Raw genomic sequence first — 25,941 nt, forward strand, 5'->3', positions numbered from 1 at the left:
TTTCAATTATTTGGCGCGGGCGCTGATCACAGCTTCCGCTACGTTTTTCGGTGCTTCACTGTAGTGCTTGAATTCCATGCTGTACGTTGCGCGACCCTGCGTCAAAGAACGCAGTGTAGTGGAATAACCAAACATCTCAGCCAATGGCACTTCCGCCTTGATTGCCTTGCCGCCACCAGGAATATCGTCCATACCTTGAACCACACCACGACGTGAGGACAAGTCGCCCATCACTGTGCCGGCGTAATCTTCTGGCGACTCAACTTCAACAGCCATCATAGGCTCTAGCAACACAGGGCTGGCACGACGCATACCTTCCTTGAAACCCATGGAAGCTGCGATCTTGAACGCTGTTTCGTTCGAGTCAACATCGTGGTATGAACCAAAGTGCAAAGCAACTTTGATGTCAACGACCGGATACCCAGCCAACACACCATTGCTCAAAGACTCTTCAATACCTTTTTGAACCGCAGGAATGTATTCGCGAGGAACCACACCACCCTTGATCTCATCGAGGAACTCGAAACCTTTGCCTGCTTCGTTTGGCTCAACACGCAACACAACGTGACCGTACTGACCGCGACCGCCAGACTGACGAACAAACTTGCCCTCAACTTCTTTGACCACGTTGCGAATTGTCTCGCGGTACGCAACCTGAGGCTTGCCAACGTTGGCTTCCACGCCGAATTCGCGCTTCATGCGGTCCACGATAATTTCGAGGTGCAATTCGCCCATACCAGCAATAATGGTCTGACCTGACTCTTCATCGGTGCGAACACGGAATGAAGGATCTTCTGCGGCCAAACGACCCAAGGCAATACCCATTTTCTCTTGGTCTGTCTTGGTTTTTGGTTCCACAGCCTGCGCAATCACCGGCTCTGGGAACACCATGCGCTCCAGCGTAATAATGGCCGAAGGGTCACAAAGGGTTTCACCGGTCGTCACGTCTTTCAAGCCTACGCAAGCGGCAATGTCACCCGCACGAATTTCTTCAACTTCCAAGCGGTTGTTGGCATGCATCTGAACAATACGACCGATACGCTCTTTCTTGCCGCGCACAGGGTTGTATACAGAATCGCCCTTGTTCAACACACCGGAATACACTCGAACGAATGTCAGCTGGCCCACGAAGGGGTCAGTCATCAGCTTAAATGCCAAGGCTGACAGCTTTTCTTCGTCGTTGGCGTGGCGAACGATTGGCTCTTCATCTTCATCTGTGCCAGACACTGGTGGAATGTCCACTGGTGATGGCAGGAAATCGATCACGGCGTCGAGCATGCGCTGAACACCCTTGTTCTTGAACGCCGTACCACACAACATCGGCTGAATTTCAGTCGAAATGGTGCGGGTGCGAATGCCCAGAATAATTTCAGCTTCTGACAAGTCACCACCTTCGAGGTACTTGTTCATCAGCTCTTCAGAAGCTTCAGCCGCAGCTTCCACCATCTGCTCGCGCCACTTGTCAGCTTCGGCTTTCAGTTCTGCCGGAATTTCACGGTAATCAAACTTCATGCCCTGGGATGCTTCATCCCAGTAAATTGCCTTCATCTTGATCAGATCAACCACGCCCTGGAATTTTTCTTCCGAGCCGATTGGAATCACGATTGGCACTGGGTTTGCCCGCAAGCGCAGACGCATTTGTTCAACCACCTTGAAGAAGTTGGCGCCAGTGCGGTCCATCTTGTTCACGAAAGCCAAACGAGGCACCTTGTACTTATTGGCCTGACGCCAAACAGTTTCGGACTGGGGCTGAACGCCACCCACCGCACAGTACACCATGCAAGCACCATCCAGAACACGCATGGACCGCTCAACTTCAATCGTGAAGTCTACGTGCCCCGGTGTATCAATGATGTTGAAGCGGTGTTCTGGGTAGGAATTGTCCATACCTTTCCAGAAACAGGTAGTAGCCGCAGAGGTAATGGTAATACCGCGCTCTTGCTCTTGTTCCATCCAGTCCATAGTAGCAGCGCCATTATGCACTTCACCAATTTTATGGTTTACGCCTGTGTAAAACAAAATACGTTCAGTCGTTGTGGTTTTACCGGCATCAATGTGCGCGGAAATACCAATGTTGCGATATCGCTCAATGGGCGTCTTACGAGCCATTTGCTACTCCAGTTAAATTTAGAATCGGAAATGCGAGAAGGCTTTGTTGGCTTCAGCCATGCGGTGCACTTCATCACGCTTCTTCATCGCACCACCGCGACCTTCAGCAGCCTCGAGCAGTTCACCTGCAAGGCGAAGGTCCATCGACTTTTCACTACGCTTCTTGGCTGCTTCACGCACCCAACGCATGGCCAGGGCCAAACGACGTGAGGGACGAACTTCCACCGGAACTTGGTAGTTCGCACCACCGACGCGGCGAGACTTCACTTCAACAACAGGCTTTACGTTGTTGATCGCGGCGTTGAACACCTCGAGTGGGTCTTTACCAGCTTTCGTTGAGATGCTGTCAAAAGCACCATAAATAATACGTTCTGCAACAGCTTTCTTGCCAGACAACATGATGACGTTCATGAACTTGGCTACTTCTGTGCTTTGAAACTTTGGATCTGGCAGCACTTCTCTGCGCTGCACTTCGCGACGACGTGGCATCTTGACTATTCCTTTATCTTCAGCGTGGGCAATCCCACTTATGCATCTGCTTACTCGACACACCAAATGTGTGCCGCACGGAATGCGGTTTTAAATTGACCAATGTAAAAACTTACTTGGCCTTAGCAGCTTTTGGACGCTTCGAACCATACTTGGAGCGAGCCTGCTTACGGTCTTTAACGCCTTGCAAGTCAAGTGAGCCACGCACGATGTGATAACGCACACCAGGCAAGTCTTTCACACGACCGCCACGGATCAACACAACTGAGTGTTCCTGCAGGTTGTGGCCTTCACCACCAATGTAGGAGATCACTTCGAAACCGTTGGTCAGGCGAACTTTGGCCACTTTCCGCATCGCGGAGTTCGGTTTCTTAGGAGTGGTTGTGTAAACACGAGTACACACGCCACGTTTTTGAGGGCAATCCTCAAGCGCGGGGCTTTTGCTCTTCATGGTCACACTGGTGCGTGGTTTACGCACTAGTTGATTAATGGTTGGCATAGTTCCAGTTCCGGTTAAAAAAAACAAAAGGGCTACGGGCGTGCCCGCAGCCAATTTAGCCCGCGATTGTATTCCAAAACGCAAGCGCGGGTCAATGAGGAAGGTGAAGTTTTAACATCACCTTTCATATTTCCGTCAACAACTTAGGCTTCGTCAGAACCCTCTGAAGCTGGCAGATTGAACAAGGCCTCGGCTTGCGCACGTGGGTCATGTTCGGCTTCCATCTGGCGCAGCTCTTCAGCCTCACGCCCTTCTTTGTCCTTGCGTGCCTTGTGGAAGGCCATACCAGTACCGGCTGGGATCAAGCGACCTACAATCACGTTTTCTTTCAAACCACGCAATTCGTCGCGTTTGCCCATAATGGCCGCTTCGGTCAATACCCGGGTTGTTTCCTGGAAGGAAGCAGCCGAAATGAACGAATCGGTTGACAAGGACGCTTTGGTAATACCCAACAAGATGTTTTGGTAGGTAGCTTCGCGTTTGTTTTCGCTACGCATTTTGTCGTTTGCATCCAACAGTTCGGAACGCTCAACCTGCTCACCAGGGATGAAGCCAGTTTCGCCCGCATCGCTCACAATGACGCGACGCAACATTTGACGAACAATCACTTCAATGTGCTTGTCGTTGATCTTCACACCTTGCAAGCGATACACATCCTGAACTTCGTCCACGATGTATCGGGCCAAGGCTTCGATGCCCAACAAACGCAAAATGTCGTGAGGATCGGCTGGGCCGTCAACGATGCTTTCGCCCTTGTTCACCACCTGGTCGTCGTGCACCAGAACGTGCTTGTCCTTGGGGATCAGGAATTCATGTGATACACCGTCGAGGTCTGTAATGACCAAACGCTGCTTGCCCTTGGTGTCCTTACCGAAGGAAACCGTACCCGTGACTTCGGCCAGCATGCCTGCATCTTTGGGCGAGCGGGCTTCAAACAGTTCAGCCACACGCGGGAGACCACCAGTGATGTCACGAGTCTTCTGGCTTTCCTGAGGAATACGAGCCAGCACTTCACCCACAAACACGTCCTGATTGTCGCGCACGGTAATCAGTGCACCTACCGGGAAGCTGATATTCACTGAATGATCGGAACCGGCAATCTTCACTTCATTGCCTTGTGGATCAATCAACTTAACCTGTGGACGCTCACCTTTGCTGCCAGCAGTACGACGCTTGGCATCAATTACCACCAAAGTGGACAAACCAGTTACATCGTCGATCTGTTTGGCAACAGTTGCGCCTTCCTCGATGTTCTCGAAGCGGATCTTGCCTGCGTATTCAGTCACGATCGGACGAGTCAAAGGATCCCAGGTTGCCAACATCGCGCCAGCCTTAACCTGATTTCCGTCGAGCACGGCCAGCGTGGCACCGTAAGGTACTTTGTGACGTTCACGCTCACGACCGAAGTCATCGGTGATCAACACTTCGCCTGAACGGGAAATCACGATTTGCTCGCCTTTGCCGTTGGTCACGTAGCGCATGGTGGCCGTGAAACGGATCACGCCGTTTGACTTGGCTTCAATGCTGGACACCACGGCTGCGCGAGAAGCAGCGCCACCGATGTGGAACGTACGCATGGTCAACTGAGTACCGGGTTCACCGATGGACTGCGCGGCGATTACACCCACAGCTTCACCATTGTTGACCAGGTAACCACGACCCAGATCGCGGCCATAACACTTCGCACAAAGACCGTAACGCGTGTCGCAAGACAAGGGAGTGCGAACGCGAACTTCGTCAATACCCAAGTGATCAATCAATTCAACTGCGTCTTCGTCGAGCAACTTGCCCACTTCAAACACAGTTTCCTGAGTTTCAGGATTGACCACATCGGACACCACAACACGACCCAAAATACGATCGCGCAGGGCTTCAATGACTTCACCGCCTTCAACCAAGGCCTTCATGGCCACGCCATTGGTGGTGCCGCAATCGTCTTCGACTACAACCAGGTCTTGCGTCACGTCAACCAAACGACGTGTCAAGTAACCGGAGTTCGCTGTCTTCAATGCCGTATCGGCCAGACCCTTACGCGCACCGTGGGTTGAAATAAAATACTGCAACACGTTCAGACCTTCGCGGAAGTTCGCGATGATCGGTGTTTCAATGATGGAGCCGTCAGGTTTGGCCATCAGGCCACGCATACCCGCCAACTGACGAATCTGCGCAGCAGAACCACGGGCACCGGAGTCGGCCATCATGTAAATCGCATTGAACGATTCCTGACGCACTTCATTGCCGTTGCGGTCAATCACTGGCTCGGTCGCCAGCTGTTCCATCATGGCCTTGCCCACTTGGTCGCCTGCACGGCCCCAAATGTCAACGACCTTGTTGTAACGCTCGCCCTGAGTTACCAAACCCGAGGTGTACTGGGACTGAATTTCTTTCACTTCGGCTTCAGCCGCAGCGATGATCACTTGCTTTTGCGCTGGAACGACCATGTCGCCCATGGCAATCGAAATGCCGCCGCGAGTTGCCATGCGGAAACCGAACTGCATCAATTTGTCAGCAAAAATCACGGTTTCACGCAGACCACAACGACGGAAAGAGGCGTTGATCAAGCGGGAAATTTCTTTCTTCTTCAAAGGACGGTCGATGAAGGAGAACGGCAGACCTGGAGGCAGAATTTCAGACAGCAAAGCACGGCCCACGGTTGTTTCGTAGCGTGTGCGCTTGGATGTCTTTTCGCCGGTTTCCCTGTTGACGTCGTATTCGGTGATGCGAACAGTCACGCGGGTGGCCAACTCAACTTCTTTGTTGTCGTAGGCACGGTTTACTTCGCCCACGTCAGAGAACATGATGCCCTCGTTCTTGCCGTTCACTTTGTCGCGGGTCGTGTAATACAAACCCAACACGATATCTTGTGAAGGAACAATTGAAGGATCACCGTTGGCTGGGAACAGCACGTTGTTGGAGGCCAGCATCAGGGTACGTGCTTCGATCTGGGCTTCCAGAGACAAAGGCACGTGTACCGCCATCTGGTCACCGTCAAAGTCGGCGTTAAACCCTGTACATACCAATGGGTGCAGCTGAATGGCCTTGCCTTCAATCAACACAGGCTCAAATGCCTGAATACCCAAGCGGTGCAGCGTTGGCGCACGGTTCAGCATGACCGGATGCTCGCGAATTACTTCTTCCAGGATGTCCCAAACGATGGGTTCCTGATTTTCAACGAATTTCTTGGCCTGCTTGATGGTGGTTGCAATACCCATCACTTCCAAACGATTGAAAATGAAGGGCTTGAACAACTCGAGTGCCATCAGCTTGGGCAAACCGCACTGGTGCAGTTTCAGCTGTGGGCCCACCACAATCACGGAACGACCAGAGTAGTCCACGCGCTTGCCCAGCAAGTTTTGACGGAAACGACCGCCCTTGCCTTTGATCATGTCGGCCAACGACTTCAATGGACGCTTGTTGGCGCCTGTCATGGCTTTTCCGCGACGACCGTTGTCGAGCAACGAATCAACCGCTTCCTGCAGCATGCGCTTTTCGTTTCGCACGATGATATCGGGTGCGTTCAATTCGAGCAGACGCTTCAAGCGGTTGTTACGGTTGATAACACGACGGTATAAGTCGTTCAGATCTGAAGTCGCAAAACGACCACCATCCAACGGAACCAAAGGACGTAAGTCAGGTGGCAACACTGGCAACACTTCCAGAATCATCCACTCAGGCTTGATACCGGATTTCTGGAAACCTTCCAGCACCTTCAGGCGCTTGGCGATTTTCTTGATTTTGGCTTCAGAGTTGGTGGTACCCAATTCTTCGCGCAGTGTTGTGACTTCGCGGTCAATGTCAATTGACTTCAACAGTTCCTTGATGCCTTCGGCACCCATGAATGCCACGAAATCGTCGCCGTATTCTTCTTGCTTGGCCAGGTAATCTTCTTCGGTCAACAACTGGTCGCGCTTCAATGGAGTCATGCCCGGTTCAACAACCACGAAACCTTCGAAGTACAGTACGCGCTCGATGTCCCGCAGGGTCATGTCCAGCACCATACCCAAACGGGACGGCAGGGACTTCAGGAACCAGATGTGTGCAACGGGTGACGCCAGGTCGATGTGGCCCATGCGTTCGCGACGCACTTTGGCCAATGTAACCTCAACGCCACACTTCTCGCAGATCACGCCACGGTGCTTCAATCGCTTGTACTTGCCGCACAAGCATTCATAGTCTTTGATTGGGCCAAAAATCTTGGCACAAAACAGACCGTCGCGCTCAGGCTTGAAGGTGCGGTAGTTGATGGTTTCTGGCTTTTTAACTTCACCGAAAGACCACGAACGGATTTTGTCGGGCGATGCGATCGCAATCTTGATTGCGTCGAACTGCTCGTCTTGCTGGACCTGTTTAAACAGATCTAATAAAGCTTTCATTTAAATACCTCCGTCGCGACCGATCAATTACGGTCCAGATCAATATCAATACCGAGTGAGCGGATTTCTTTCACGAGTACGTTGAAAGATTCCGGCATACCGGCATCGATCGTGTGATCACCTTTGACCAAATTCTCATACACCTTCGTACGACCATTCACGTCGTCTGACTTCACAGTCAGCATTTCCTGCAGAACGTACGATGCGCCATATGCTTCCAAAGCCCACACTTCCATCTCACCGAAACGCTGACCACCAAACTGGGCTTTACCGCCCAATGGCTGCTGTGTAACCAGCGAGTAAGGTCCGGTTGAACGGGCGTGCATCTTGTCGTCGACCAAGTGGTGCAATTTCAGCACGTGCTTGTAACCAACAGTCACCTTGCGGTCGAAGGCATCACCAGTGCGGCCGTCGTACAAGGTCACTTGGGTCTTGGACTCGTTAAAGCCCAATGCTTGCATGCGTGGATCTTCGTCGGGGTAAGCCAAACGAAGCATTTCCAGAATGTCTTCTTCGTTCGCACCGTCAAATACTGGTGTGGCGAATGGCATACCCTTGGTCAGATTCTTGCCCATATTGATAATTTCAATATCGGTTAGGGAATCAAGATCAACTGTGGTGCCAGTGCCGTTGTACACCTTGTGCAGATATTCACGCAGGCGTGCCACGGCATTTTGTTCACGCAGCATTTCATTGATGCGATCACCAATGCCTTTCGCTGCCCAGCCCAAGTGAGTTTCCAGAATTTGACCCACGTTCATACGTGAAGGCACACCCAAGGGGTTCAACACGATGTCCACGGGACGGCCATCGGCCATGTGCGGCAAGTCTTCCACGGGAACGATCTTGGAGACCACACCCTTGTTACCGTGACGGCCTGCCATTTTGTCACCGGGCTGCAAGCGACGCTTGACTGCCAGGTAAACCTTGACCATTTTCAAAACGCCTGGTGGCAATTCGTCACCTTGTGTCAATTTCTTGCGCTTCTCTTCAAAAGCCAAATCGAACTGATGACGCTTGTCTTCAATGGACTTTTTCAGTGTTTCGAGCTGACCTGCGGCTTCTTCTTCCGCAAGGCGAATATCGAACCAGTGATGGTGATCCACTTCTTTCAGGTATTCCGCTGAAATTTTGCTGCCCTTGGCCAGCTTGGCTGGGCCACCGTTGGCAACCTTGCCGATCAGGAAACGTTCGATACGGCTGAACGCATCCGCCTCAACGATACGCATTTGATCGTTCAAATCGAGGCGATAGCGCTTCAATTCGTCGTCAATGATGGATTGGGCACGCTTGTCGCGCACAATGCCTTCACGTGTGAAGACCTGAACGTCGATCACGGTACCTGTCATGCCGGAAGGCACGCGCAGGGACGTGTCTTTCACGTCAGAGGCTTTTTCACCGAAAATGGCACGCAGCAATTTTTCTTCCGGGGTCAGCTGGGTTTCGCCTTTTGGCGTTACCTTACCGACCATCACGTCGCCAGCCTGAACTTCTGCGCCAATGTACACAATGCCTGACTCATCGAGGCGAGACAATTGGGCTTCGGACAGGTTGGAAATGTCACGTGTAATTTCTTCGGAACCCAACTTGGTGTCACGTGCAACCACTGACAGCTCTTCGATGTGAATCGATGTATAGCGGTCTTCGGCAACCACGCGCTCGGAGATCAAGATTGAATCTTCGAAGTTGTAACCGTTCCAGGGCATGAACGCCACCAGCATGTTTTGACCCAAGGCCAACTCGCCAAGGTCAGTCGACGCGCCGTCAGCGATAACATCACCCTTGGCGATGATATCGCCCTTGTTGACGATCGGACGCTGGTTGATATTGGTGTTTTGGTTTGATCGTGTGTACTTGGTCAGGTTGTAAATATCTACACCCACTGAGCCAGATTCGACTTCGTTGTCGTTCACACGAATCACGATACGGTTTGCATCCACATAGTCGACCACACCACCGTGGTCGGCCACGATTACTGTGCCCGAATCGACGGCCACAGTGCGCTCGATGCCTGTACCTGCAAACGGCTTTTCAGGACGCAGACATGGAACAGCCTGACGCTGCATGTTGGCACCCATCAAGGCGCGGTTCGCATCGTCGTGCTCCAGGAACGGAATGAGTGATGCAGCAACAGACACGATTTGCCCTGGTGCAACGTCCATCAGCTCAACGCCGGATGGATCCATCAATTCAAATTCGCCTGCAACCCGACAAGAAACCAGGTCGCCGACCAAACGCTTCTTCTCGTCGATTTCCGCGTTGGCCTGAGCGATTACGAAGCGCCCTTCTTCAATGGCTGACAGGTACAAAGAGTTGATCAAACCGATGTTTGGACCTTCAGGAGTCTCAATAGGGCAAACCCGACCATAGTGAGTGGGGTGTACGTCTCGTACTTCAAAGCCAGCGCGTTCACGCGTCAAACCACCTGGACCTAATGCCGAGATACGACGCTTGTGCGTGATTTCGGACAACGGGTTGGTTTGGTCCATAAACTGCGACAGCTGAGAGGAACCAAAGAATTCTTTGATTGCAGCAGAAATTGGCTTGGAGTTGATCAAGTCGTGCGGCATCAGGTTTTCGGCTTCAGCCTGACCCAGACGCTCTTTCACTGCTCGCTCAACGCGCACCAAACCGGCACGGAACTGGTTTTCAGCCAATTCACCAACACAGCGAACACGGCGGTTACCCAAGTGATCAATGTCGTCGATTTCGCCATTGCCGTTACGCAGATCAACCAGAATCTTGATTACAGCCAGGATGTCACTGTCTTGCAGCACCATGGCGCCTTCCACTTCTGGACGGCCCACGCGACGGTTGAACTTCATGCGACCAACGCGCGACAAATCGTAAGAGTCTTCGCTGTAGAACAAACGGTTGAACAACATTTCAACGGCTTCTTCTGTGGGCGGCTCGCCTGGGCGCATCATGCGATAAATAGCGACGCGTGCAGCAGTTTGATCCGCTGTTTCATCAGTGCGCAGTGTTTGCGAAATGTAAGCACCGTGATCCAGTTCGTTGGTGAAAATGGTCTCGACCACTTTCACACCTGCGTCACGGATTTTGCCCATGATTTCTTCAGTGATTTCGTCGTTGGCAGATGCAACAACTTCACCAGTACTGCCATCAACAATATTCTTGGCCAAAGTGCGACCAATCAGGAAATCTTCCGGCACAGAAATTTTCTTCAGGCCAGCCGCTTCAATGTCGCGAATGTGTTTGGCATTGATACGCTTGTCTTTCTGAACCAGCGCCTTGCCAGCTTTGTCAACGATGTCGAACTTGGCCACTTCACCCTTCAAACGGGAGGTGATCAACTCCATCGACGCGCCTTCGGATTTGATTTCAAACTGGTCGAAGTCAAAGAAGGAGGAGAGAATCTGCTCGTTGTTCATGCCAATGGCTTTGAGCAGAATCGTGACAGGCATCTTGCGACGACGGTCGACTCGGAAATAGAGCACGTCTTTCGGATCAAATTCGAAATCGAGCCATGAACCGCGATAAGGAATAATTCGCGCCGAGAACAGCAATTTGCCAGAACTGTGGGTTTTGCCACGATCGTGCTCAAAGAACACGCCCGGGGAACGGTGCAACTGAGACACGATCACGCGCTCGGTACCGTTAATCACGAAAGAACCGTTTTGTGTCATGAGCGGCAATTCGCCCATATACACTTCCTGCTCTTTTACTTCTTTCACAGTGGGCTTGCTGGCCTCACGATCCAAAAGCACCAAGCGCACACGGGCGCGCAGTGGCGAGCAGAAGGTCAGACCACGCTGTTGACATTCTTTGACGTCAAATGCGGGTTCGCCCAGTGCGTACTGCACAAACTCCAAGCGAGCGTAACCGTTGTGCGAAACAATTGGAAATACAGACTGGAATGCTGCCTGTAACCCTTGTTCCACACGTTTTTCAACGGAAACACCCAATTGAAGAAAGTCAGTGTAAGAGTCAAGTTGAGTGGTGAGAAGATACGGTACATCCAAAACTGGAGGCCGTTTCGCAAAGCTTTTGCGTATGCGTTTTTTCTCGGTGGCAGAGTAAGACATATTTTCTGTCCTGATGTCGAGCGGATTAAGCGATATGCATGTGTTCTACACATGGCTTAACACACTCTAGTTTGTAATCGCTTTTTCAAGCGCAAAAAGCCCGGAGGCAAAAACCCCCGGGCATTTCAAAAACCGACGTTACTTAACGTCGACTTTTGCACCAGCTTCTTCAAGTTGCTTCTTGACGTCGTCAGCTTCAGCTTTGGAAACGCCTTCTTTAACAGCTTTCGGTGCGCCGTCAACCAGGTCTTTCGCTTCTTTCAGGCCAAGACCTGTCAGTGCGCGAACAACCTTAATTACGTTAACTTTGCTTTCGCCAGCAGCAGTCAGAATTACGTCGAATTCTGTCTTTTCTTCAGCAGCAGCAGCGCCAGCAGCAGGAGCAGCGGCTACGGCAACAGCAGCAGCGGCAGCAGAAACGCCAAACTTCTCTTCCATTTCTTTGATCAGTTCGGACAATTCGAGTACGGTCATGCCAGCGATGGCATCTAGGATTTCGGCTTTAGTGGCCATGTGAGTATTCTCCAGTTAAAAGTTTGATTCGGCTATCTTGAAAAAAGTTAAGCAGCTTGCGATTCTTTCTGATCACGAACGGCAGCAACACCGCGAACAAATTTCGTAGGTACTTCGTTAAGCGTACGTACGAATGTCGCGATAGGTGCTTGCATCGTGCCCAGCAATTTCGACAGAAGCTCGTCACGACTAGGCATGGTGGCCAAGGCCTTCACACCGTCTACACCCATCACCTGACCGGGCAGCGCACCGCCGGTCAGAACAAGTTTGTCGTTTGTCTTCGCGAAATTAACCAACACTTTGGCTGCTGCTACGGGATCAGTACTGATACCGTAAATCAGCGGGCCAACCATTTTGCTGGACAGGCCTTCAAAGGCTGTACCGGCAATGGCTCGCTTTGCCAAGGTGTTCTTCAGAACACGCAAATAAACACCTGCTGCACGAGCATCCTTGCGGAGCTGCGTCACACTTTCTACAGACAGACCACGATATTCAGCAACAACCACTGCTTGAGCACCGGCCAATTGACCTGTGATCTCTTCAATAACTGCTGCTTTTTCTTGGCGATTTAATGCCACGGTCTTTCTCCAAAAAGAAGCGCTTATTGCACTGTTTAAAACAGGCGACCGAAATCAAGCTTTGAACATTCATTCATTACTTTTACTCGGGACCGCCATCTAGGTTGGATGGTTTTTTAAAAAATCAGGTTTGAAAACAAGCCTTCAATTTACAACGGTCTTTGACAACCTGTGAATACCAATTAATCAGTATTCACAGCCCAAAGTTCTTACTGACCCAACACTGAAGTTTGGTCAACGCGTACACCACCACCCATGGTGCTGGATACGGCAATCTTTCTCAGGTACACACCCTTGGACGATGCTGGCTTGGATTTGTTCAATGCGTCCAACAGGGCGGACAAATTGGACTTCAGCTTTTCAACATCGAACGAAGCGCGACCGATTGTGCAATGGATGATACCTGCCTTGTCAGTACGGAACTGCACTTGACCAGCCTTGGCGTTTTTAACCGCAGTGGCCACGTCAGGAGTAACAGTACCTACTTTTGGGTTTGGCATCAGGCCACGTGGGCCCAAAATTTGACCCAAAGTACCTACGATACGCATGGTGTCAGGGGATGCAATCACCACGTCAAAGTTCATGTTGCCAGCTTTAACTTCAGCAGCAAGATCATCCATGCCCACGATGTCTGCGCCGGCTGCCTTGGCTTCTTCAGCCTTTGCGCCTTGAGCAAACACAGCTACACGAACTGTTTTACCAGTGCCGGCAGGAAGAACAACTGAACCGCGGACAACCTGGTCTGATTTGCGTGCATCAACGCCCAACTGAATGGCTGCGTCAACTGACTCGTCAAACTTGGCGGTTGCTGTTTCCTTGATCAAGCCCAAAGCCTGCTCTACGGGGTATACGGCATTGCGATCGATTTTCGCGCGCAATGCTTGAGTGCGTTTAGACAACTTAGCCATTTATAGACCCTCCACCACAATGCCCATGCTGCGAGCTGAGCCAGCGATGGTGCGTACAGCAGCATCCATGTCAGCAGCGGTCAGGTCAGGCATTTTTGTTTTTGCAATTTCTTCTGCTTGTTCACGAGTGATCTTGCCCACTTTGTCCAAATGAGGACGTGGCGAACCTTTCGTGATTTTTGCAGCCTTCTTGATCAGCACGGTTGCAGGAGGAGTCTTCATGATGAACGTGAAAGACTTGTCTGCGAATGCGGTGATTACCACTGGAATTGGCAAGCCTGGCTCTACACCCTGTGTTTGGGCATTGAACGCTTTACAGAATTCCGTGATATTCAGACCACGCTGACCCAGTGCTGGACCGATGGGTGGGGATGGGTTTGCTTTACCAGCCGGTACTTGCAGCTTGATAAAGCCAATGATTTTCTTGGCCATTGAAATTTCTCCGTGAGTTCAAACGCAGCGTATCGCCGCTCCTCTGTTGCTTGAATTACCGTGCACCCTGTCAGCAATCAAATACAGGCGGCGGGAAAACTTGCTACGCTCAGATCAAACTTTTTCGACCTGATGAAAATCAAGCTCTACGGGTGTGGCGCGACCGAAAATGGTCACCGACACACGAAGCTTGCTTTTCTCATAATTAATTTCTTCAACGTTGCCGTTAAAGTCCGCGAAGGGGCCCTCTTTGACTCGAACCATTTCGCCAACCTCATACAACACCTTCGGACGCGGCTTTTCCGCACCCTCTTGCATCTGCTGCATGATTTTATCGACTTCTTTTTGAGAAATCGGCGTTGGACGATTACCCGTTCCACCAACAAAACCGGTGACCTTGGGCGTGTTCTTGACCAAGTGCCAAGAGTCGTCCGTCATTTCCATTTCAACCAGCACATAACCTGGAAAGAAACGGCGCTCTGAAATTGATTTTTGACCACCCTTGATCTCAACCACCTCTTCAGAGGGAACCAGGATTTGGCCAAACAAGTCCGAAAACTCGGAACGGTCAATGCGCTCCTGCAGTGCTCGCTGCACACTCTTCTCGAGTCCCGAGTAAGCGTGCACCACGTACCAGCGTTTTGACATTATATTGTCCACCCTAAAATCAGATCGTAGAACACCCACTCAAGTGTTTTGTCCACCAGAAGAAGATAGATCGACATGATCAACACAAACACAAAGACCACACCGGTCATTTGCATACCTTCTTTTCGGGTGGGCCAAACCACACGCTTGGCTTCGTTCACAGAATCTTTGGCGAAACCCACAAACCGCTTACCGGTTTGCGAGAGCAGAAAGCTGCCAACCGCCAGCACAACACCCAACAAGACAACGCCAAGGCGAATGAAGAAATCTTCTGCTGACAAAATCTTAAAAGCCACAGCGCCTCCGATTGCAAATGCAACCGCAAGCGCAAGCATCAGCTTGTCTTGACCTTTAGATACTGTTTGAATGTCGTTTTGTGCCATATTCTCAAAATGTAAGCCGCCGCTGAATCGCTTCAGCGGCGACGATCCTACCAAATTTGGCAGGGCAAGAGGGAATCGAACCCACAACCTTCGGTTTTGGAGACCGACGCTCTGCCAATTGAGCTATTGCCCTAAAAAACTCGAATATTACTTGGTAATTTTGGCAACTACGCCAGCACCTACCGTACGGCCACCTTCGCGAATCGCGAAACGCAGACCTTCTTCCATCGCGATTGGCGCAATCAATTCAACATTGATCGACACGTTGTCGCCAGGAAGAACCATTTCCTTGCCTTCGGGCAGGCTGATTGAGCCCGTTACGTCGGTTGTACGGAAATAGAACTGTGGACGGTAGTTGTTAAAGAATGGCGTGTGACGACCACCCTCTTCTTTGCTCAACACGTAAATTTCTGCGCTGAACCCTGTGTGCGGCTTGATTGAACCTGGCTTGGCCAACACTTGACCACGCTCCACGTCTTCACGCTTGGTACCACGCAGCAACACACCAACGTTGTCGCCCGCCTGACCCTGATCCAACAACTTGCGGAACATTTCCACGCCCGTGCAAATTGTCTTGACCGTGTCTTTGATACCCACGATTTCAATTTCTTCGCCAACCTTCACCACACCACGCTCGATACGGCCTGTTACTACAGTACCACGACCAGAGATGGAGAACACGTCTTCGATTGGCATCAGGAAGGTGCCGTCGATTGCGCGCTCGGGTGTTGGAATGTAGTTGTCAAGCGCTGCTGCCAACTGCTTGATTGCGCCTTCGCCCAAATCGCCTGTGTCACCTTCCAGGGCCAGCTTGGCTGAACCCTTTACGATTGGCACATCGTCGCCTGGGAAGTCGTACTTGGAAAGTAGCTCGCGCACTTCCATTTCAACCAACTCCAGCAACTCTTCGTCATCCACCATGTCGCACTTGTTCAGGAACACGATGATGTAAGGTACGCCAACCTGGCGAGCCAACAAGATGTGCTCACGCGTTTGTGGCATGGGGCCGTCGGCTGCTGAACAGACCAGAATTGCGCCGTCCATCTGCGCTGCACCAGTAATCATGTTCTTGACGTAGTCGGCGTGACCTGGGCAATCCACGTGTGCGTAGTGACGTGTTTCTGTCTCGTACTCAACGTGGGCTGTGTTAATCGTAATGCCGCGCGCCTTTTCTTCCGGAGCCGCATCGATCTGGTCGTAGCCCTTGGCTTCACCATGGCCGCTCAGTCGCGCCAATACTGTTGTGATCGCCGCCGTCAATGTTGTCTTGCCATGGTCCACGTGACCAATCGTTCCAACGTTTACGTGTGGCTTCTTACGCTCAAACTTTTCTTTTGCCATGACGACCTCGGTGCGGGCACCCAACAATGCGAGTGCGGTTATAACGGTATGGTGCTCATGGGCAGGATCGAACTGCCGACCTCTCCCTTACCAAGGGAGTGCTCTACCACTGAGCCACATGAGCAACTTTCTATTAAAGCCTGGAGCGGGTGAAGGGAATCGAACCCTCGTCTTAAGCTTGGAAGGCTTCAGCTCTACCATTGAGCTACACCCGCACACCTTGTGAACCCCTTTTCAAGGGCGCACTCGGTTAAACTGCTTGAATTCTTGGTGGAGAGAGCTGGATTCGAACCAGCGTAGGCATACGCCAACAGATTTACAGTCTGCCTCCTTTAGCCACTCGGACATCTCTCCAAAAGAGAACCCCGGATTATGTATGCTTTTTTAATTACCGTCAACACCCTATGCCCCCTTTCCGCCTTATTTGTATATTAATTCTTGGTTTTTCCAGTGGTCTGCCCCTTGCCTTGACGGGAAGTACGCTTCAAGCGTGGCTTGCTGTCGAAAATGTGGACATCAAAACCATCGGCTTGTATGCGGTGGTTGGATTTCCTTACACGTACAAGTTTTTGTGGTCGCCCTTTCTGGATTATTTGAAACCCGGTTTTTTTGATCAGCGACGCGGCTGGATCGCGCTGATGCAATTGGCATGCGCCGGATTAATCGCGGCCATGGCATTTGTGGATGCCCATTCCGCGTGGACTGTCGCTGCGGTGGCAGTCGCCATTGCCTTTTGCTCCTCGACCCAGGACATGGCAATTGACGCCTATCGGACTGACTTGCTGCCCGCCCAGGAACGTGGTCTTGGCGCTGCGTATTACGTGACGGGCTATCGTGTGGCCATGTTGGTGTCTGGCGGATTGGCACTGATTTTGGCGGGCGAGTACCTGGGCTGGACTGGCACCTACCTGCTGATGGCGGGACTGCTTGCTGCCTGCGCCGTGATTACGGCTTTAAGCCCGACAGCTGATACGGCTGAAGATTTGGCCCGAAGGGAGAGCAAACGAAACCTGTTTGGAATTGTGAAGGAGTCAACGCGCAACTTCATGAGCAAGGAAGCCGCTATCTGGATTTTGGTACTGATTGTGCTTTACAAGGTGGGCGATGCATTTGCTGGATCACTGACCACTGCATTTTTACTCAAGGGCCTTGGCTTTACCCTGACCGAAGTGGGCGCGGTGAACAAGACTGTCAGCCTGATCGCTACCCTGTTAGGTGCATTTCTTGGTGGCGCCTTGATGACTCGAATGGGCTTGTATGGCTCACTGATGTTGTTCGGTATTTTTCAAGCTGTGTCCAATTTGTCGTTTTGGGTTTTATCGGTAATTGAACCGAATATTTGGGCGATGGGGGGTGCTGTATTTGTTGAAAACCTGTGCGGGGGAATGGGCACAGCAGCCTTTGTGGGCTTGCTGACAAGCCTGTGCAGCAAGGAGTTTTCGGCTACACAATACGCGCTTCTTTCGTCGCTTGCCGCCATGGGGCGTGTTTACCTGGCAGCCCCTGCAGGTTATGTAGTGGACGCCTATGGGTGGAGTGATTTTTTCGTGTTTTCAACCCTGGCGGCCATACCGGGCCTAATCGCGCTTTATTTGCTCCGATCGAGCATCCAAAAATTGGCGCGGTGAGCAACTGTGCCATTTCTGGAAAGCGTGAATAAAAGCCGATGGAGAGGAATAGCCAAGCCGGGCGGAGACCTCTGACACGCTCAGCCCCGTAGAACCGAGTAATTCTTCGGCCATGGTTTGACGAACTTCTGCCAACAAATCGCGATAGCTGGTGCCCTCATCGGTTAATCGCCGGCGCAAAGTGCGCTCAGTCATGAAGTGGTCGGTGGCAATTTGCGCCAGACTTGGGGAAGAGGACAAGTCGGCCAGCAACTTGTTGCGCAACCACGCGGAGACTCCCCCCCTTTGCATTCTGCGGGAGAGCAGATTTTCCAATTGGGTTTCACAGAACCTGGCACTGTGCTCATTGGCTTTGGGCAGCGGCAAATTCAGCCATTGCTCGTCAAATGTGGCCCTGTTGACCGCTGCGTTGAACTGCGGAATACAGCCAAACATGGCTTCGTATTGAGCCATGGGCGCATTCGGCGCAAAAGCAAATTCAACCGCGCGCAAAGGCAGGCTGACACCAAATAATTCGCGCTGTAAAACCTGAATCGCAGAGCAGTCCCGTTCGGCCACAAATGAACGCACCGCGGGCGGCAAATGATCGACTGTCAAGACCATGGATGCGAGGCCATTGCCCAAAGCCAACTCAACTTTTGAGAACGCGAAAGTGAGATCGAGATAACGCAAGCCAAGTTCAACAGCCTGCCGGAAGGTGGGGCTGGTGATTAAGGCATAGCCCCATATTCCATAGGTCGTGAGATGATACTCAGAACCTGCCATAAGCCCCAAACCAGGAACCTTGCCGTGCAGACGCACCAGGTTGTGGATCACCTGCAATTCCTGATCCGGATCGATTTCAACGTGGGGATCGTCAAGCTGGGCTGGCAATATGGAAGAGCCGGTGAGGAGCGCGCTGCGGGTGGAGCCCAGCCGCACACCCAGCTCACTCAGAATTTTCACGCTAACGACGGTTCGGCGAGCTGGCATAGAGAAATGGGGTTTGTCCGAAAATATCAATCATCATTGATTGTAATCAAGTTCGAACAGAGTGTGTGGCTTCTACACTGTCATGGAACAAAACCACGGGAGACGTTGCTTGAATCGATTACTGAATGAGTTTGGATGGGCTGGCCCGGACAAGAAAACACTGATTGAAAAACATGCGTTGCCCACATCAATTTTTCTGGATTGCATAGGCATGAAAGTGCATGTGAGCATTGAGGGCAGCGGCCCCGATGTGGTCATGATTCATGGCTTTGCGGCGAACTTGCACACTTGGAGTGATGTTTGCGCGCACATGAGCAAACAGTTTCGGATCATTCGCTTCGATTTGCCCCCCTTCGGCCTGACCGGACCTGCACTCGATGAACAAGGAAACATTCGCAAAATGGATGTGGCCTTTTATCAGCAATTTGTGGACGCTGTGTTAAACGAGTTACAGATTAAAAAATGCGTGATGATCGGCAATTCGTTTGGTGGATTTTTGAGCTGGGACCAAGCCCAAAGACACCCGGAGCGGGTTCGTGGATTGATTATTTCGGATGCGGTGGGATACCAGCAACCTTTACCAATCTACATTACCCTGTTCACGATTAAGCCAATCGCTTGGCTGACGCGATATACGGTGCCGGCATTTTTGCTGCGAATGGCGGTACGGGATGTGTATGGCGACAAAAGCAAACTGAAAAAAGAAGTGCTGGAAAGGTACCTTGAGTTGTTTATGCACAAGCCAAACCGAAGCGCTGTGGGCAAGATGGTGGGCGTGTTTACCGATGGTGAACTGGGTTCGGAGCGACTTTCCGAAATACAGTGCAAAACGCTGATTGTGTGGGGAGGGAATGATCGATGGGTCAGTATCGAGATGGCGGGACGATTCAACCGGGACATCCCAAATTCGGAATTGAAGGTGTATCGCGAAGTGGGCCATATTCCGATGGAAGAAACACCTGATCGTTTTGCGGCGGATTGCATTTCTTTTATTGAATCACTTTAACGAAATTGACGGAAAACAACATGAAGAACAAGGTGGTTTTTATTACAGGTGGCGCCCGCGGACTTGGGGCAGGACTGGCAGCGAAAGTGGTCAGCAAGGGTGGCAAGGCTTTTATTGTGGATTTGAATACCGAAGCCGTGTTCGAGCAAGTGGAAACATTGGGCGGCGAGGCAATAGCCGGCTGCCAGGCCAATGTGTGCAAGCCTGCTGACCTTGAGCTTGCGATGGCGGAGTGCAAAGAACGTTTTGGCCGGATTGATGTGGTGGTTGTGAATGCGGGTATTTTGAAAATGGGTTCGATTGAACACATGAACCCGGCTGATTTTGATGCCGTGATGCAGGTGAATGTAAATGGTGCATTCAACACCATTCGCGCTGGCATTCCTTACCTGCGCGAGACCAAGGGTTACCTACAGGTTATTTCGTCCCTGGCTGCTGCAATTCACACACCACTGATGGGGCATTACGCTGCATCGAAGGCGGCGGTTGAGGCACTGGCGGATGTTGCGCGCCAGGAGCTTGCACTGGACGGCATTGACGTGGGCTGTGTACACCCGACGTTTACCAACACCGCCATGATTCAAGAGGTGAATGCAGGCGTGCTGTGGGGTGGCCACAAAGGTGCATTTGGCGCAGTGGAGCCCGAGCAGGTGATTAATGCCATGTTCCGTGGCATTGAAAAGCGCCAAAGAAAAATTATTGCGCCCAGAACCATTGCACCCCTGATATTGGCACCTGGTTTATTTCACCGGGTGGCAGAGGGCCTGAGCAGGCTGCAAGGCTCGGAAAAAGCCTTGAAAAAATTCAAGGCAGAAGAAGCGGAGTCGCTTACTCGACGGTAACTGACTTGGCGAGATTGCGGGGCTTGTCCACATCGGTGCCTTTTACCAGTGCCACATGATAGGACAACAATTGCAATGGCAAGGTGTGCAAAATCGGGGACAAATGCCCGGCGTGGTCAAGCAGGTTGATCACGTGCACGCCGTCGGCTTTCTCGATTTTGGTATCACGATCAGCAAAAATGTAAAGTTCGCCACCGCGCGCACGAACTTCCTGCAGGTTCGATTTCAGCTTTTCGATCAGTGTGTCTTTGGGTGCAACCGCCACCACGGGCATGTCTGCATCGACCAAGGCCAGCGGACCGTGTTTCAATTCCCCTGCCGCATAAGCCTCGGCGTGAATGTAGCTGATTTCCTTCAGCTTCAATGCACCTTCCATGGCAATGGGGTAATGCACACCACGTCCCAAAAACAGTGCGTGGCGCTTTTCTGCAAAACTGGCCGCCAAAGCCTTGATTTCTGGCTCGAGTGCCAAGATGTTTTGCATGGCGGAAGGCAAGTGACGCAGTTGGGTCAACAGGGTTTTTTCCTGCTCAACATCGAGTTTGCCGCGCAATTTGGCCATGACCAACGTGAAGGTAAAGAGCGCCGCAAGCTGCGTGGTGAACGCTTTCGTTGACGCCACACCGATTTCCGGACCCGCCCGAGTCAGGAATTTCAAATTACTGGCGCGAATCAGCGCAGATTCTGGAACATTGCAAATGGAGAGCGCGTTCACCATGCCTTGTGACTTGGCGTGTTCAAGCGCGGCAAGAGTATCGGCTGTTTCTCCGGACTGTGAAATGGTGATCACCAAAGTATTGGGAAGACTGACACTGGTGCGATAGCGATATTCGCTTGCGATTTCAACGTTGGTTGGCAGACCAGCAATCGATTCGAGCCAATAACGTGCAACCGATGCAGCGTGATAGCTGGTGCCACACGCAAGAATGAGTACTTGCTGAATACCAGGGAGAATATGGCCTGCCTCAGCGCCGAATAACTCGGGCTTTACCGCGGAGGCATTGCTGACCATTTCCAGCGTTGCCGCTATTGCGCCAGGCTGCTCATAAATCTCCTTCTGCATGTAGTGGGCATAAGGGCCAAGCTCTACTGCATCGGCAGACAACTGACTCTCGATGATCGAACGCTCAACCTGTTGGCCTGCGCCGTCAAAAAACGAGACTCCCGCTGCTTGCAACTGAACCACGTCATTTTCTTCGAGATAAGTAATTTGTTTGGTATAGGCCACCAATGCAGACGCATCGGAGGCGAGAAAATATTCTCCATCTCCGTGCCCAACCAACAGTGGTGCACCTTTCTTGGACGCAAGCAAGGTCAGTGGCGCAGTGTTGCAAATCACCGCAATGGCAAAAGCACCTTGAAGCTTTTTCACGGTGGCCTGCACAGCTGCCCGCAACGCGAGCCCTTGCACCAAGTGTTTGTGGGTAAGGTGGGCAATCACTTCGGTATCCGTGTCGGATTGAAACACGTAGCCTTCAGCGGTGAGCGCCTTTCGAATTTCTTCGTGATTTTCAATAATGCCGTTGTGCACAACACTGACTGACACGCCCTGCCCTTCACTGATGTGAGGGTGTGCATTGCGCTCGCTGGGCACACCATGTGTGGCCCAACGGGTGTGAGCGATGCCCATACGCGCACTCAGTGTTTTGGTGCTGGAATCGAGCTCAACCACGCGACCGACACTGCGTGCGCGGTGAATGGATTGATCGGTATCCGACTGAATGGCCAACCCGGCCGAGTCATATCCGCGATATTCAAGTTTTTTCAGGCCATCGATCAACACTGGCACGCTGTTGGTTTTAGAAAGTACGCCGACGATTCCGCACATGGTGTGAGGTATTCCTTTATTTTTTGGTTGATTTGACCGGGCGCTTCCAGCCCGTGATCGTGATTTGTTTGGCACGTGACACGGTGAGTGCGTTTTCAGGTGCGTCTTTGGTGAGGGTGGTGCCCGCGCCAAGCGTGGCCCCTTTCTTCACGGTAACGGGTGCAACCAACTGTGTGTCTGAACCGATAAAAACGTCATCTTCAATGATGGTGAGGTGTTTGTTGGCGCCATCATAATTGCAGGTGATGGTTCCTGCACCCACATTTACCCTTTCACCGATTTGCGCATCGCCAATGTAGGCGAGATGATTTGCTTTGGACTGGTTGGCAATGCTGGCATTTTTGACCTCGACAAAGTTGCCGATGTGTACTTCGTTGCCCAGCCGGGCACCGGGGCGCAAACGTGCATAGGGGCCGATGACTGCATTTTCTCCCACTGTTGCATCAGAGAGATGGGAATAAGCCTCGATGCGGGTACCTGCCGCGATGTTGACGTTATTGAGTATGCAATAGGGGCCGATGGATACGCCATTGCCCAAAGTGACTTCGCCATGAAATACACAGCCGATGTCGATGGACACATCCGTGCCACAACGCAACGTGCCGCGCAAATCGAATCGGGCTGGATCGAGTAGCTGAACACCTTCAAGCATGAGCTTTTCTGCCTGATGCTGTTGCCAGATTCGCTCAAGCTCAGCCTGCTGAGCACGGGAATTAACACCTGACACTTCCCAGCTTTGCCCTGGTTGGCAAGTGCGCACCAAGAGGCCTTCTGCATGCGCCATCGCGACGATGTCGGTGAGGTAATACTCGCCCTGCGCATTGTTGTTGCTTAGTTTGCCGACCCAGCTTTTCAATTGGGCAGTGGGACAGGCAAAAATGCCGGTATTGACCTCTGTGATGGCCTGTTGTGCAGGCGTAGCGTCTTTTTGCTCAACAATTCCAACCACCGCCCCTTCGATGTCGCGAAGAATTCGGCCATAACCTTGCGGATTGGGCATGTTCAATGTCATCAAACCCAATTGCCCGGCCTGCGCAGCCTGAACCAAAGGTTGCAAGGACTCGAATTGAATAAGGGGTACATCCCCGTACAAAATCAAAGTGACTGCGTGGTCGACCAGTGCGGAACTGGCGCACTGAACGGCGTGGCCCGTGCCCAGTTGTTCTGACTGAGTGGCGAATTGAATGCGGGGCTGTGAGGACAAATGACTTTGAACCGCTTCGGCGCCGTGCCCAACCACCACCACCACATGTGGATTGTCAAACTGGAAAGCCGTGCTGGCCACACGCCCCAGCATGGATTGTCCGCCCACCGGGTGCAACACCTTGGGCAAGGCGGACTTCATGCGGGTGCCTTTGCCCGCTGCGAGTATCAAAATATTCATGTCAGTATTCAAATTTAGAAAAACAAAGCCAGCACACCGGTGTAACCGTACAACGCACCGCGGAAAATTTCACCGTTGGCCGAAAAACCGATGAGGGGAATATCGCCCAACTGTTCACGCACGATTTGCTGCTCAACGCCTTGAAGGCCGAACAATGCTGCCCCCCGTCCATTGCATGCAATGTACACTGCGCCGCGCGGTTTGCGCTGAGAATGGATTCCAGAAAAACCGGCTGCCTGTAGCTCGTTTAATTTGGGTGCAGGTGCATCAAGGTCTTCACGCAATTCAGCACACATGCGGGTGAGATCAACCCGCGCAGAATTTTCATCGCGGGTACAAAATGCCAAGCGATCGCCCAGCTTGAAGTCTTCTGCCACAGCAAGGGACTTTTTATTGGGATCCATGCCAACTACCGGGCGAACTTTCAACTGATGCGCTTCGGAGCGACCCGCCGTAAGACCTTTTAGTGCGATTGACTCCGCCAGGGCTCGGTCGGTTAAACCCACAAACAAGCCATGGGCGAAACGCTTGGCCAACACCTCGGCGGCCTGACTTGCCGGGTCACCTTCGTCTGAATCGGGCTGCAGACCCAAGTCGGCAAGCAGCACGTCGAGCGCGGGCATCCCGTCGAGCTCTTCAACAAAATTACCGCGCAGCCCGCTGATTTCATGCTCGACACCGACCACTTGGACACCTTGTGTCATGCGGACTTCGATCGGCAAACCACTGGCAAACACCACACCAGAGACCCCACCCGACAAGGGCTCGAGCGCGATATGGGTGTTGGCGGCACCTGCGCACACCAAACCACCGAAAATTTGACGCGTGCTGACTTTAAGCGATAAATCATCAAGCAGGTCATCGATGTCCTCGGTCAGCGGATCGATGTGGATCAGCGCAGAGTACATTGCATCACGCCCCGAGGCTGTGACAGTACCCGGCTTTGGCAAAGGCAATTTGCCAGAAAACACTCGGGCAGAATCTGCAGGAAATTCCATCAACATGACAGCCAACGCAGGTTCCTGATAGTACTCAACCCCACTACTGCACACACCAGGCGCCAGCCCACCAACCCATTCCTTGATGCCGGTTCGCTGGCGCAAACCCTGAAGAATTTGCGGCATGTTGTCGGCAAATGCCTCGGTGGCATAAATCAAACCCAATTTCTGAGGTCGGGAGATGTCGCTTGCGAACTGCTCCAGTTGCATTTGGCCTTCGAGCTGCACCAACACGAGTTCAAGTGCTTCTCTCCAGTTGGGGTGTGTGGCATGGCCAAAACGAAACATCTAGGTCCTTGTGCGCGCGGGGCGGGTGCTACTTGCTGTTTTTTTGCGAGGCGTCGCTGCACGCTTTGCTTTGGGTTTAACGGGCTTTTTGGCGGGCTCAGCCTCGTCCGGACTGGCTTCGGAGCCAGCGCCAGCCATGGCTGCTGTGGCCACCACCTTGTTGAACTGATCCTGCAGTAAACCCCACCAGGCTGTGGCGTTGGTCACCATGGCCTTCGAGGATTCCTGAGCGGCTGCGTCGCTTGCAGACGGTGCAGCGGCAGGCTCGGGGGCTGGAGTTTTCGGCGCTACCGGCTCGACACGCGGAACGGGCGGCGGTGCCACCGCGGCCTGCATGGCATTCCGGATAATCTCCTCGTTGACTGCCTGATTGACGTCGCTTGCGCGATCACCACCCAAACCCAGATTTGAACTGAAAGACTTGATGGTGGCGATGGTGCCACGCTGCACCTCCAGCCCTTGTATGGTGGCGCGGAGCATGCTGAGGTTGACATTCAGCCATTGCTCGACGGCTTTGAGATCGGAGATTCGCTTATCGAGCTCATCGAGATCGGTGGTCGGATTCATGACGCTGGGGATCGGCAAACTTCCCCAGATTTTCTTTACGAAATCAAATCCATCGGTAACCGATAAATTGGGTATTCTTTTGTTCGACATGCTTCCTCCTGCGTTTGAC

20 protein-coding genes and 4 tRNA genes are annotated in these 25,941 nt (G+C 52.2%); 3 read left to right on the forward strand and 21 right to left on the reverse strand.

Going from position 1 to position 25,941, the window contains the following annotated elements; all coding sequences use genetic code 11:
- Positions 1–6: 6 nt before the first annotated feature.
- The 16 genes from fusA to P0D43_RS01640 form a co-directional block, all read right to left on the reverse strand.
- Positions 7–2,109 carry an elongation factor G gene (gene fusA, locus P0D43_RS01565; protein ID WP_394673071.1) on the reverse strand — a complete coding sequence of 701 codons (2,103 nt, stop codon included), beginning with the start codon at positions 2,107–2,109 and terminating at the stop codon, positions 7–9.
- Positions 2,110–2,127: 18 nt separating this feature from the next.
- The gene (gene rpsG, locus P0D43_RS01570; RefSeq protein WP_008253357.1) at positions 2,128–2,598 is read right to left on the reverse strand and encodes a 30S ribosomal protein S7; all 471 of its coding nucleotides are present in this window, start codon (positions 2,596–2,598) and stop codon (positions 2,128–2,130) included.
- A 112-nt stretch (positions 2,599–2,710) separates the two neighbouring features.
- Positions 2,711–3,097 carry a 30S ribosomal protein S12 gene (gene rpsL / locus P0D43_RS01575; RefSeq protein ID WP_394673072.1) on the reverse strand — a complete coding sequence of 129 codons (387 nt, stop codon included), beginning with the start codon at positions 3,095–3,097 and terminating at the stop codon, positions 2,711–2,713.
- Between the two features lie 143 nt (positions 3,098–3,240).
- Positions 3,241–7,470: a DNA-directed RNA polymerase subunit beta' gene (gene rpoC / locus P0D43_RS01580; RefSeq protein ID WP_394673073.1), complete on the reverse strand. Its 4,230-nt coding sequence runs from the start codon at positions 7,468–7,470 to the stop codon at positions 3,241–3,243.
- A 23-nt stretch (positions 7,471–7,493) separates the two neighbouring features.
- Positions 7,494–11,516 carry a DNA-directed RNA polymerase subunit beta gene (rpoB, locus tag P0D43_RS01585; protein ID WP_394673074.1) on the reverse strand — a complete coding sequence of 1,341 codons (4,023 nt, stop codon included), beginning with the start codon at positions 11,514–11,516 and terminating at the stop codon, positions 7,494–7,496.
- Positions 11,517–11,654: 138 nt separating this feature from the next.
- Complete coding sequence (gene rplL / locus P0D43_RS01590) at positions 11,655–12,029, reverse strand: 50S ribosomal protein L7/L12 (RefSeq protein WP_159569036.1); 375 nt, start codon at positions 12,027–12,029, stop codon at positions 11,655–11,657.
- Positions 12,030–12,076: 47 nt separating this feature from the next.
- Entirely contained in the window at positions 12,077–12,607 is a 531-nt protein-coding gene (rplJ, locus tag P0D43_RS01595) for a 50S ribosomal protein L10 (RefSeq protein WP_159569037.1), read from the reverse strand.
- 209 nt (positions 12,608–12,816) lie between these two features.
- Positions 12,817–13,515 carry a 50S ribosomal protein L1 gene (gene rplA, locus P0D43_RS01600; protein ID WP_159569038.1) on the reverse strand — a complete coding sequence of 233 codons (699 nt, stop codon included), beginning with the start codon at positions 13,513–13,515 and terminating at the stop codon, positions 12,817–12,819.
- Positions 13,516–13,947: a 50S ribosomal protein L11 gene (gene rplK, locus P0D43_RS01605; protein WP_394673075.1), complete on the reverse strand. Its 432-nt coding sequence runs from the start codon at positions 13,945–13,947 to the stop codon at positions 13,516–13,518.
- Between the two features lie 114 nt (positions 13,948–14,061).
- Positions 14,062–14,595: a transcription termination/antitermination protein NusG gene (nusG, locus tag P0D43_RS01610; protein ID WP_008248014.1), complete on the reverse strand. Its 534-nt coding sequence runs from the start codon at positions 14,593–14,595 to the stop codon at positions 14,062–14,064.
- Complete coding sequence (secE, locus tag P0D43_RS01615; protein ID WP_394673076.1) at positions 14,595–14,978, reverse strand: preprotein translocase subunit SecE; 384 nt, start codon at positions 14,976–14,978, stop codon at positions 14,595–14,597. The genes nusG and secE overlap by 1 nt, the downstream gene beginning before the upstream one ends.
- 57 nt (positions 14,979–15,035) lie before the next feature.
- Positions 15,036–15,111: transfer RNA gene (locus P0D43_RS01620), tRNA-Trp, on the reverse strand.
- 14 nt (positions 15,112–15,125) lie between these two features.
- Positions 15,126–16,319 (reverse strand): elongation factor Tu, encoded by a 1,194-nt coding sequence (gene tuf / locus P0D43_RS01625; RefSeq protein ID WP_159569032.1) that lies wholly within the window; start codon positions 16,317–16,319, stop codon positions 15,126–15,128.
- A 49-nt stretch (positions 16,320–16,368) separates the two neighbouring features.
- Positions 16,369–16,443, reverse strand: a tRNA-Thr gene (locus P0D43_RS01630).
- A gap of 17 nt (positions 16,444–16,460) precedes the next feature.
- Positions 16,461–16,534 (reverse strand) — tRNA-Gly (locus P0D43_RS01635).
- A 53-nt stretch (positions 16,535–16,587) separates the two neighbouring features.
- Positions 16,588–16,673 (reverse strand) — tRNA-Tyr (locus P0D43_RS01640).
- Between the two features lie 50 nt (positions 16,674–16,723).
- Between P0D43_RS01640 and P0D43_RS01645 the strand changes: the two genes are divergently transcribed.
- On the forward strand, positions 16,724–17,947 hold the full coding sequence (locus P0D43_RS01645; RefSeq protein ID WP_341237809.1) for an AmpG family muropeptide MFS transporter: 1,224 nt from the start codon (positions 16,724–16,726) through the stop codon (positions 17,945–17,947).
- On the opposite strand, the gene P0D43_RS01650 is transcribed toward P0D43_RS01645, so the two are convergent.
- The gene (locus tag P0D43_RS01650; protein WP_341237810.1) at positions 17,897–18,892 is read right to left on the reverse strand and encodes an AraC family transcriptional regulator; all 996 of its coding nucleotides are present in this window, start codon (positions 18,890–18,892) and stop codon (positions 17,897–17,899) included. The two genes, P0D43_RS01645 and P0D43_RS01650, sit on opposite strands and share 51 nt — an antisense overlap.
- Positions 18,893–19,028: 136 nt before the next feature.
- Between P0D43_RS01650 and P0D43_RS01655 the strand changes: the two genes are divergently transcribed.
- Positions 19,029–19,925, forward strand: coding sequence for an alpha/beta fold hydrolase (locus P0D43_RS01655; RefSeq protein WP_394673077.1), 897 nt, complete (start codon positions 19,029–19,031; stop codon positions 19,923–19,925).
- 20 nt (positions 19,926–19,945) lie between these two features.
- Entirely contained in the window at positions 19,946–20,767 is an 822-nt protein-coding gene (locus P0D43_RS01660) for an SDR family NAD(P)-dependent oxidoreductase (protein ID WP_159569044.1), read from the forward strand.
- Here P0D43_RS01660 and glmS read toward each other — a convergent pair.
- The 4 genes from glmS to P0D43_RS01680 are packed head-to-tail and all read right to left on the reverse strand — an operon-like array spanning position 20,754 to position 25,922.
- Positions 20,754–22,595 (reverse strand): glutamine--fructose-6-phosphate transaminase (isomerizing), encoded by a 1,842-nt coding sequence (gene glmS / locus P0D43_RS01665; protein WP_341237813.1) that lies wholly within the window; start codon positions 22,593–22,595, stop codon positions 20,754–20,756. The two genes, P0D43_RS01660 and glmS, sit on opposite strands and share 14 nt — an antisense overlap.
- A gap of 16 nt (positions 22,596–22,611) precedes the next feature.
- The gene (gene glmU, locus P0D43_RS01670; RefSeq protein WP_341237814.1) at positions 22,612–23,979 is read right to left on the reverse strand and encodes a bifunctional UDP-N-acetylglucosamine diphosphorylase/glucosamine-1-phosphate N-acetyltransferase GlmU; all 1,368 of its coding nucleotides are present in this window, start codon (positions 23,977–23,979) and stop codon (positions 22,612–22,614) included.
- Between the two features lie 14 nt (positions 23,980–23,993).
- Entirely contained in the window at positions 23,994–25,265 is a 1,272-nt protein-coding gene (locus tag P0D43_RS01675) for an FIST N-terminal domain-containing protein (protein WP_394673078.1), read from the reverse strand.
- Positions 25,266–25,922, reverse strand: coding sequence for a PhaM family polyhydroxyalkanoate granule multifunctional regulatory protein (locus P0D43_RS01680; protein ID WP_159569048.1), 657 nt, complete (start codon positions 25,920–25,922; stop codon positions 25,266–25,268).
- Positions 25,923–25,941 lie beyond the last annotated feature (19 nt).

This window comes from Limnobacter sp. (assembly GCF_043511195.1).
Taxonomy (GTDB): domain Bacteria; phylum Pseudomonadota; class Gammaproteobacteria; order Burkholderiales; family Burkholderiaceae_B; genus Limnobacter.

Excerpts from the sequence above, each read along its gene's own strand:
- fusA (WP_394673071.1), bottom strand. The coding sequence starts at position 2,109 with ATGGCTCGTAAGACGCCCATTGAGCGATATCGCAACATTGGTATTTCC.
- glmS (WP_341237813.1), bottom strand. The coding sequence starts at position 22,595 with ATGTGCGGAATCGTCGGCGTACTTTCTAAAACCAACAGCGTGCCAGTG.
- nusG (WP_008248014.1), bottom strand. The coding sequence starts at position 14,595 with ATGTCAAAACGCTGGTACGTGGTGCACGCTTACTCGGGACTCGAGAAG.
- rpoC (WP_394673073.1), bottom strand. The coding sequence starts at position 7,470 with ATGAAAGCTTTATTAGATCTGTTTAAACAGGTCCAGCAAGACGAGCAG.
- P0D43_RS01675 (WP_394673078.1), bottom strand. The coding sequence starts at position 25,265 with ATGTTTCGTTTTGGCCATGCCACACACCCCAACTGGAGAGAAGCACTT.
- rplA (WP_159569038.1), bottom strand. The coding sequence starts at position 13,515 with ATGGCTAAGTTGTCTAAACGCACTCAAGCATTGCGCGCGAAAATCGAT.
- rpsG (WP_008253357.1), bottom strand. The coding sequence starts at position 2,598 with ATGCCACGTCGTCGCGAAGTGCAGCGCAGAGAAGTGCTGCCAGATCCA.
- glmU (WP_341237814.1), bottom strand. The coding sequence starts at position 23,979 with ATGAATATTTTGATACTCGCAGCGGGCAAAGGCACCCGCATGAAGTCC.
- rplK (WP_394673075.1), bottom strand. The coding sequence starts at position 13,947 with ATGGCCAAGAAAATCATTGGCTTTATCAAGCTGCAAGTACCGGCTGGT.
- P0D43_RS01645 (WP_341237809.1), top strand. The coding sequence starts at position 16,724 with ATGCCCCCTTTCCGCCTTATTTGTATATTAATTCTTGGTTTTTCCAGT.
- tuf (WP_159569032.1), bottom strand. The coding sequence starts at position 16,319 with ATGGCAAAAGAAAAGTTTGAGCGTAAGAAGCCACACGTAAACGTTGGA.
- rplL (WP_159569036.1), bottom strand. The coding sequence starts at position 12,029 with ATGGCCACTAAAGCCGAAATCCTAGATGCCATCGCTGGCATGACCGTA.
- P0D43_RS01680 (WP_159569048.1), bottom strand. The coding sequence starts at position 25,922 with ATGTCGAACAAAAGAATACCCAATTTATCGGTTACCGATGGATTTGAT.
- P0D43_RS01660 (WP_159569044.1), top strand. The coding sequence starts at position 19,946 with ATGAAGAACAAGGTGGTTTTTATTACAGGTGGCGCCCGCGGACTTGGG.
- rpsL (WP_394673072.1), bottom strand. The coding sequence starts at position 3,097 with ATGCCAACCATTAATCAACTAGTGCGTAAACCACGCACCAGTGTGACC.
- secE (WP_394673076.1), bottom strand. The coding sequence starts at position 14,978 with ATGGCACAAAACGACATTCAAACAGTATCTAAAGGTCAAGACAAGCTG.
- rpoB (WP_394673074.1), bottom strand. The coding sequence starts at position 11,516 with ATGTCTTACTCTGCCACCGAGAAAAAACGCATACGCAAAAGCTTTGCG.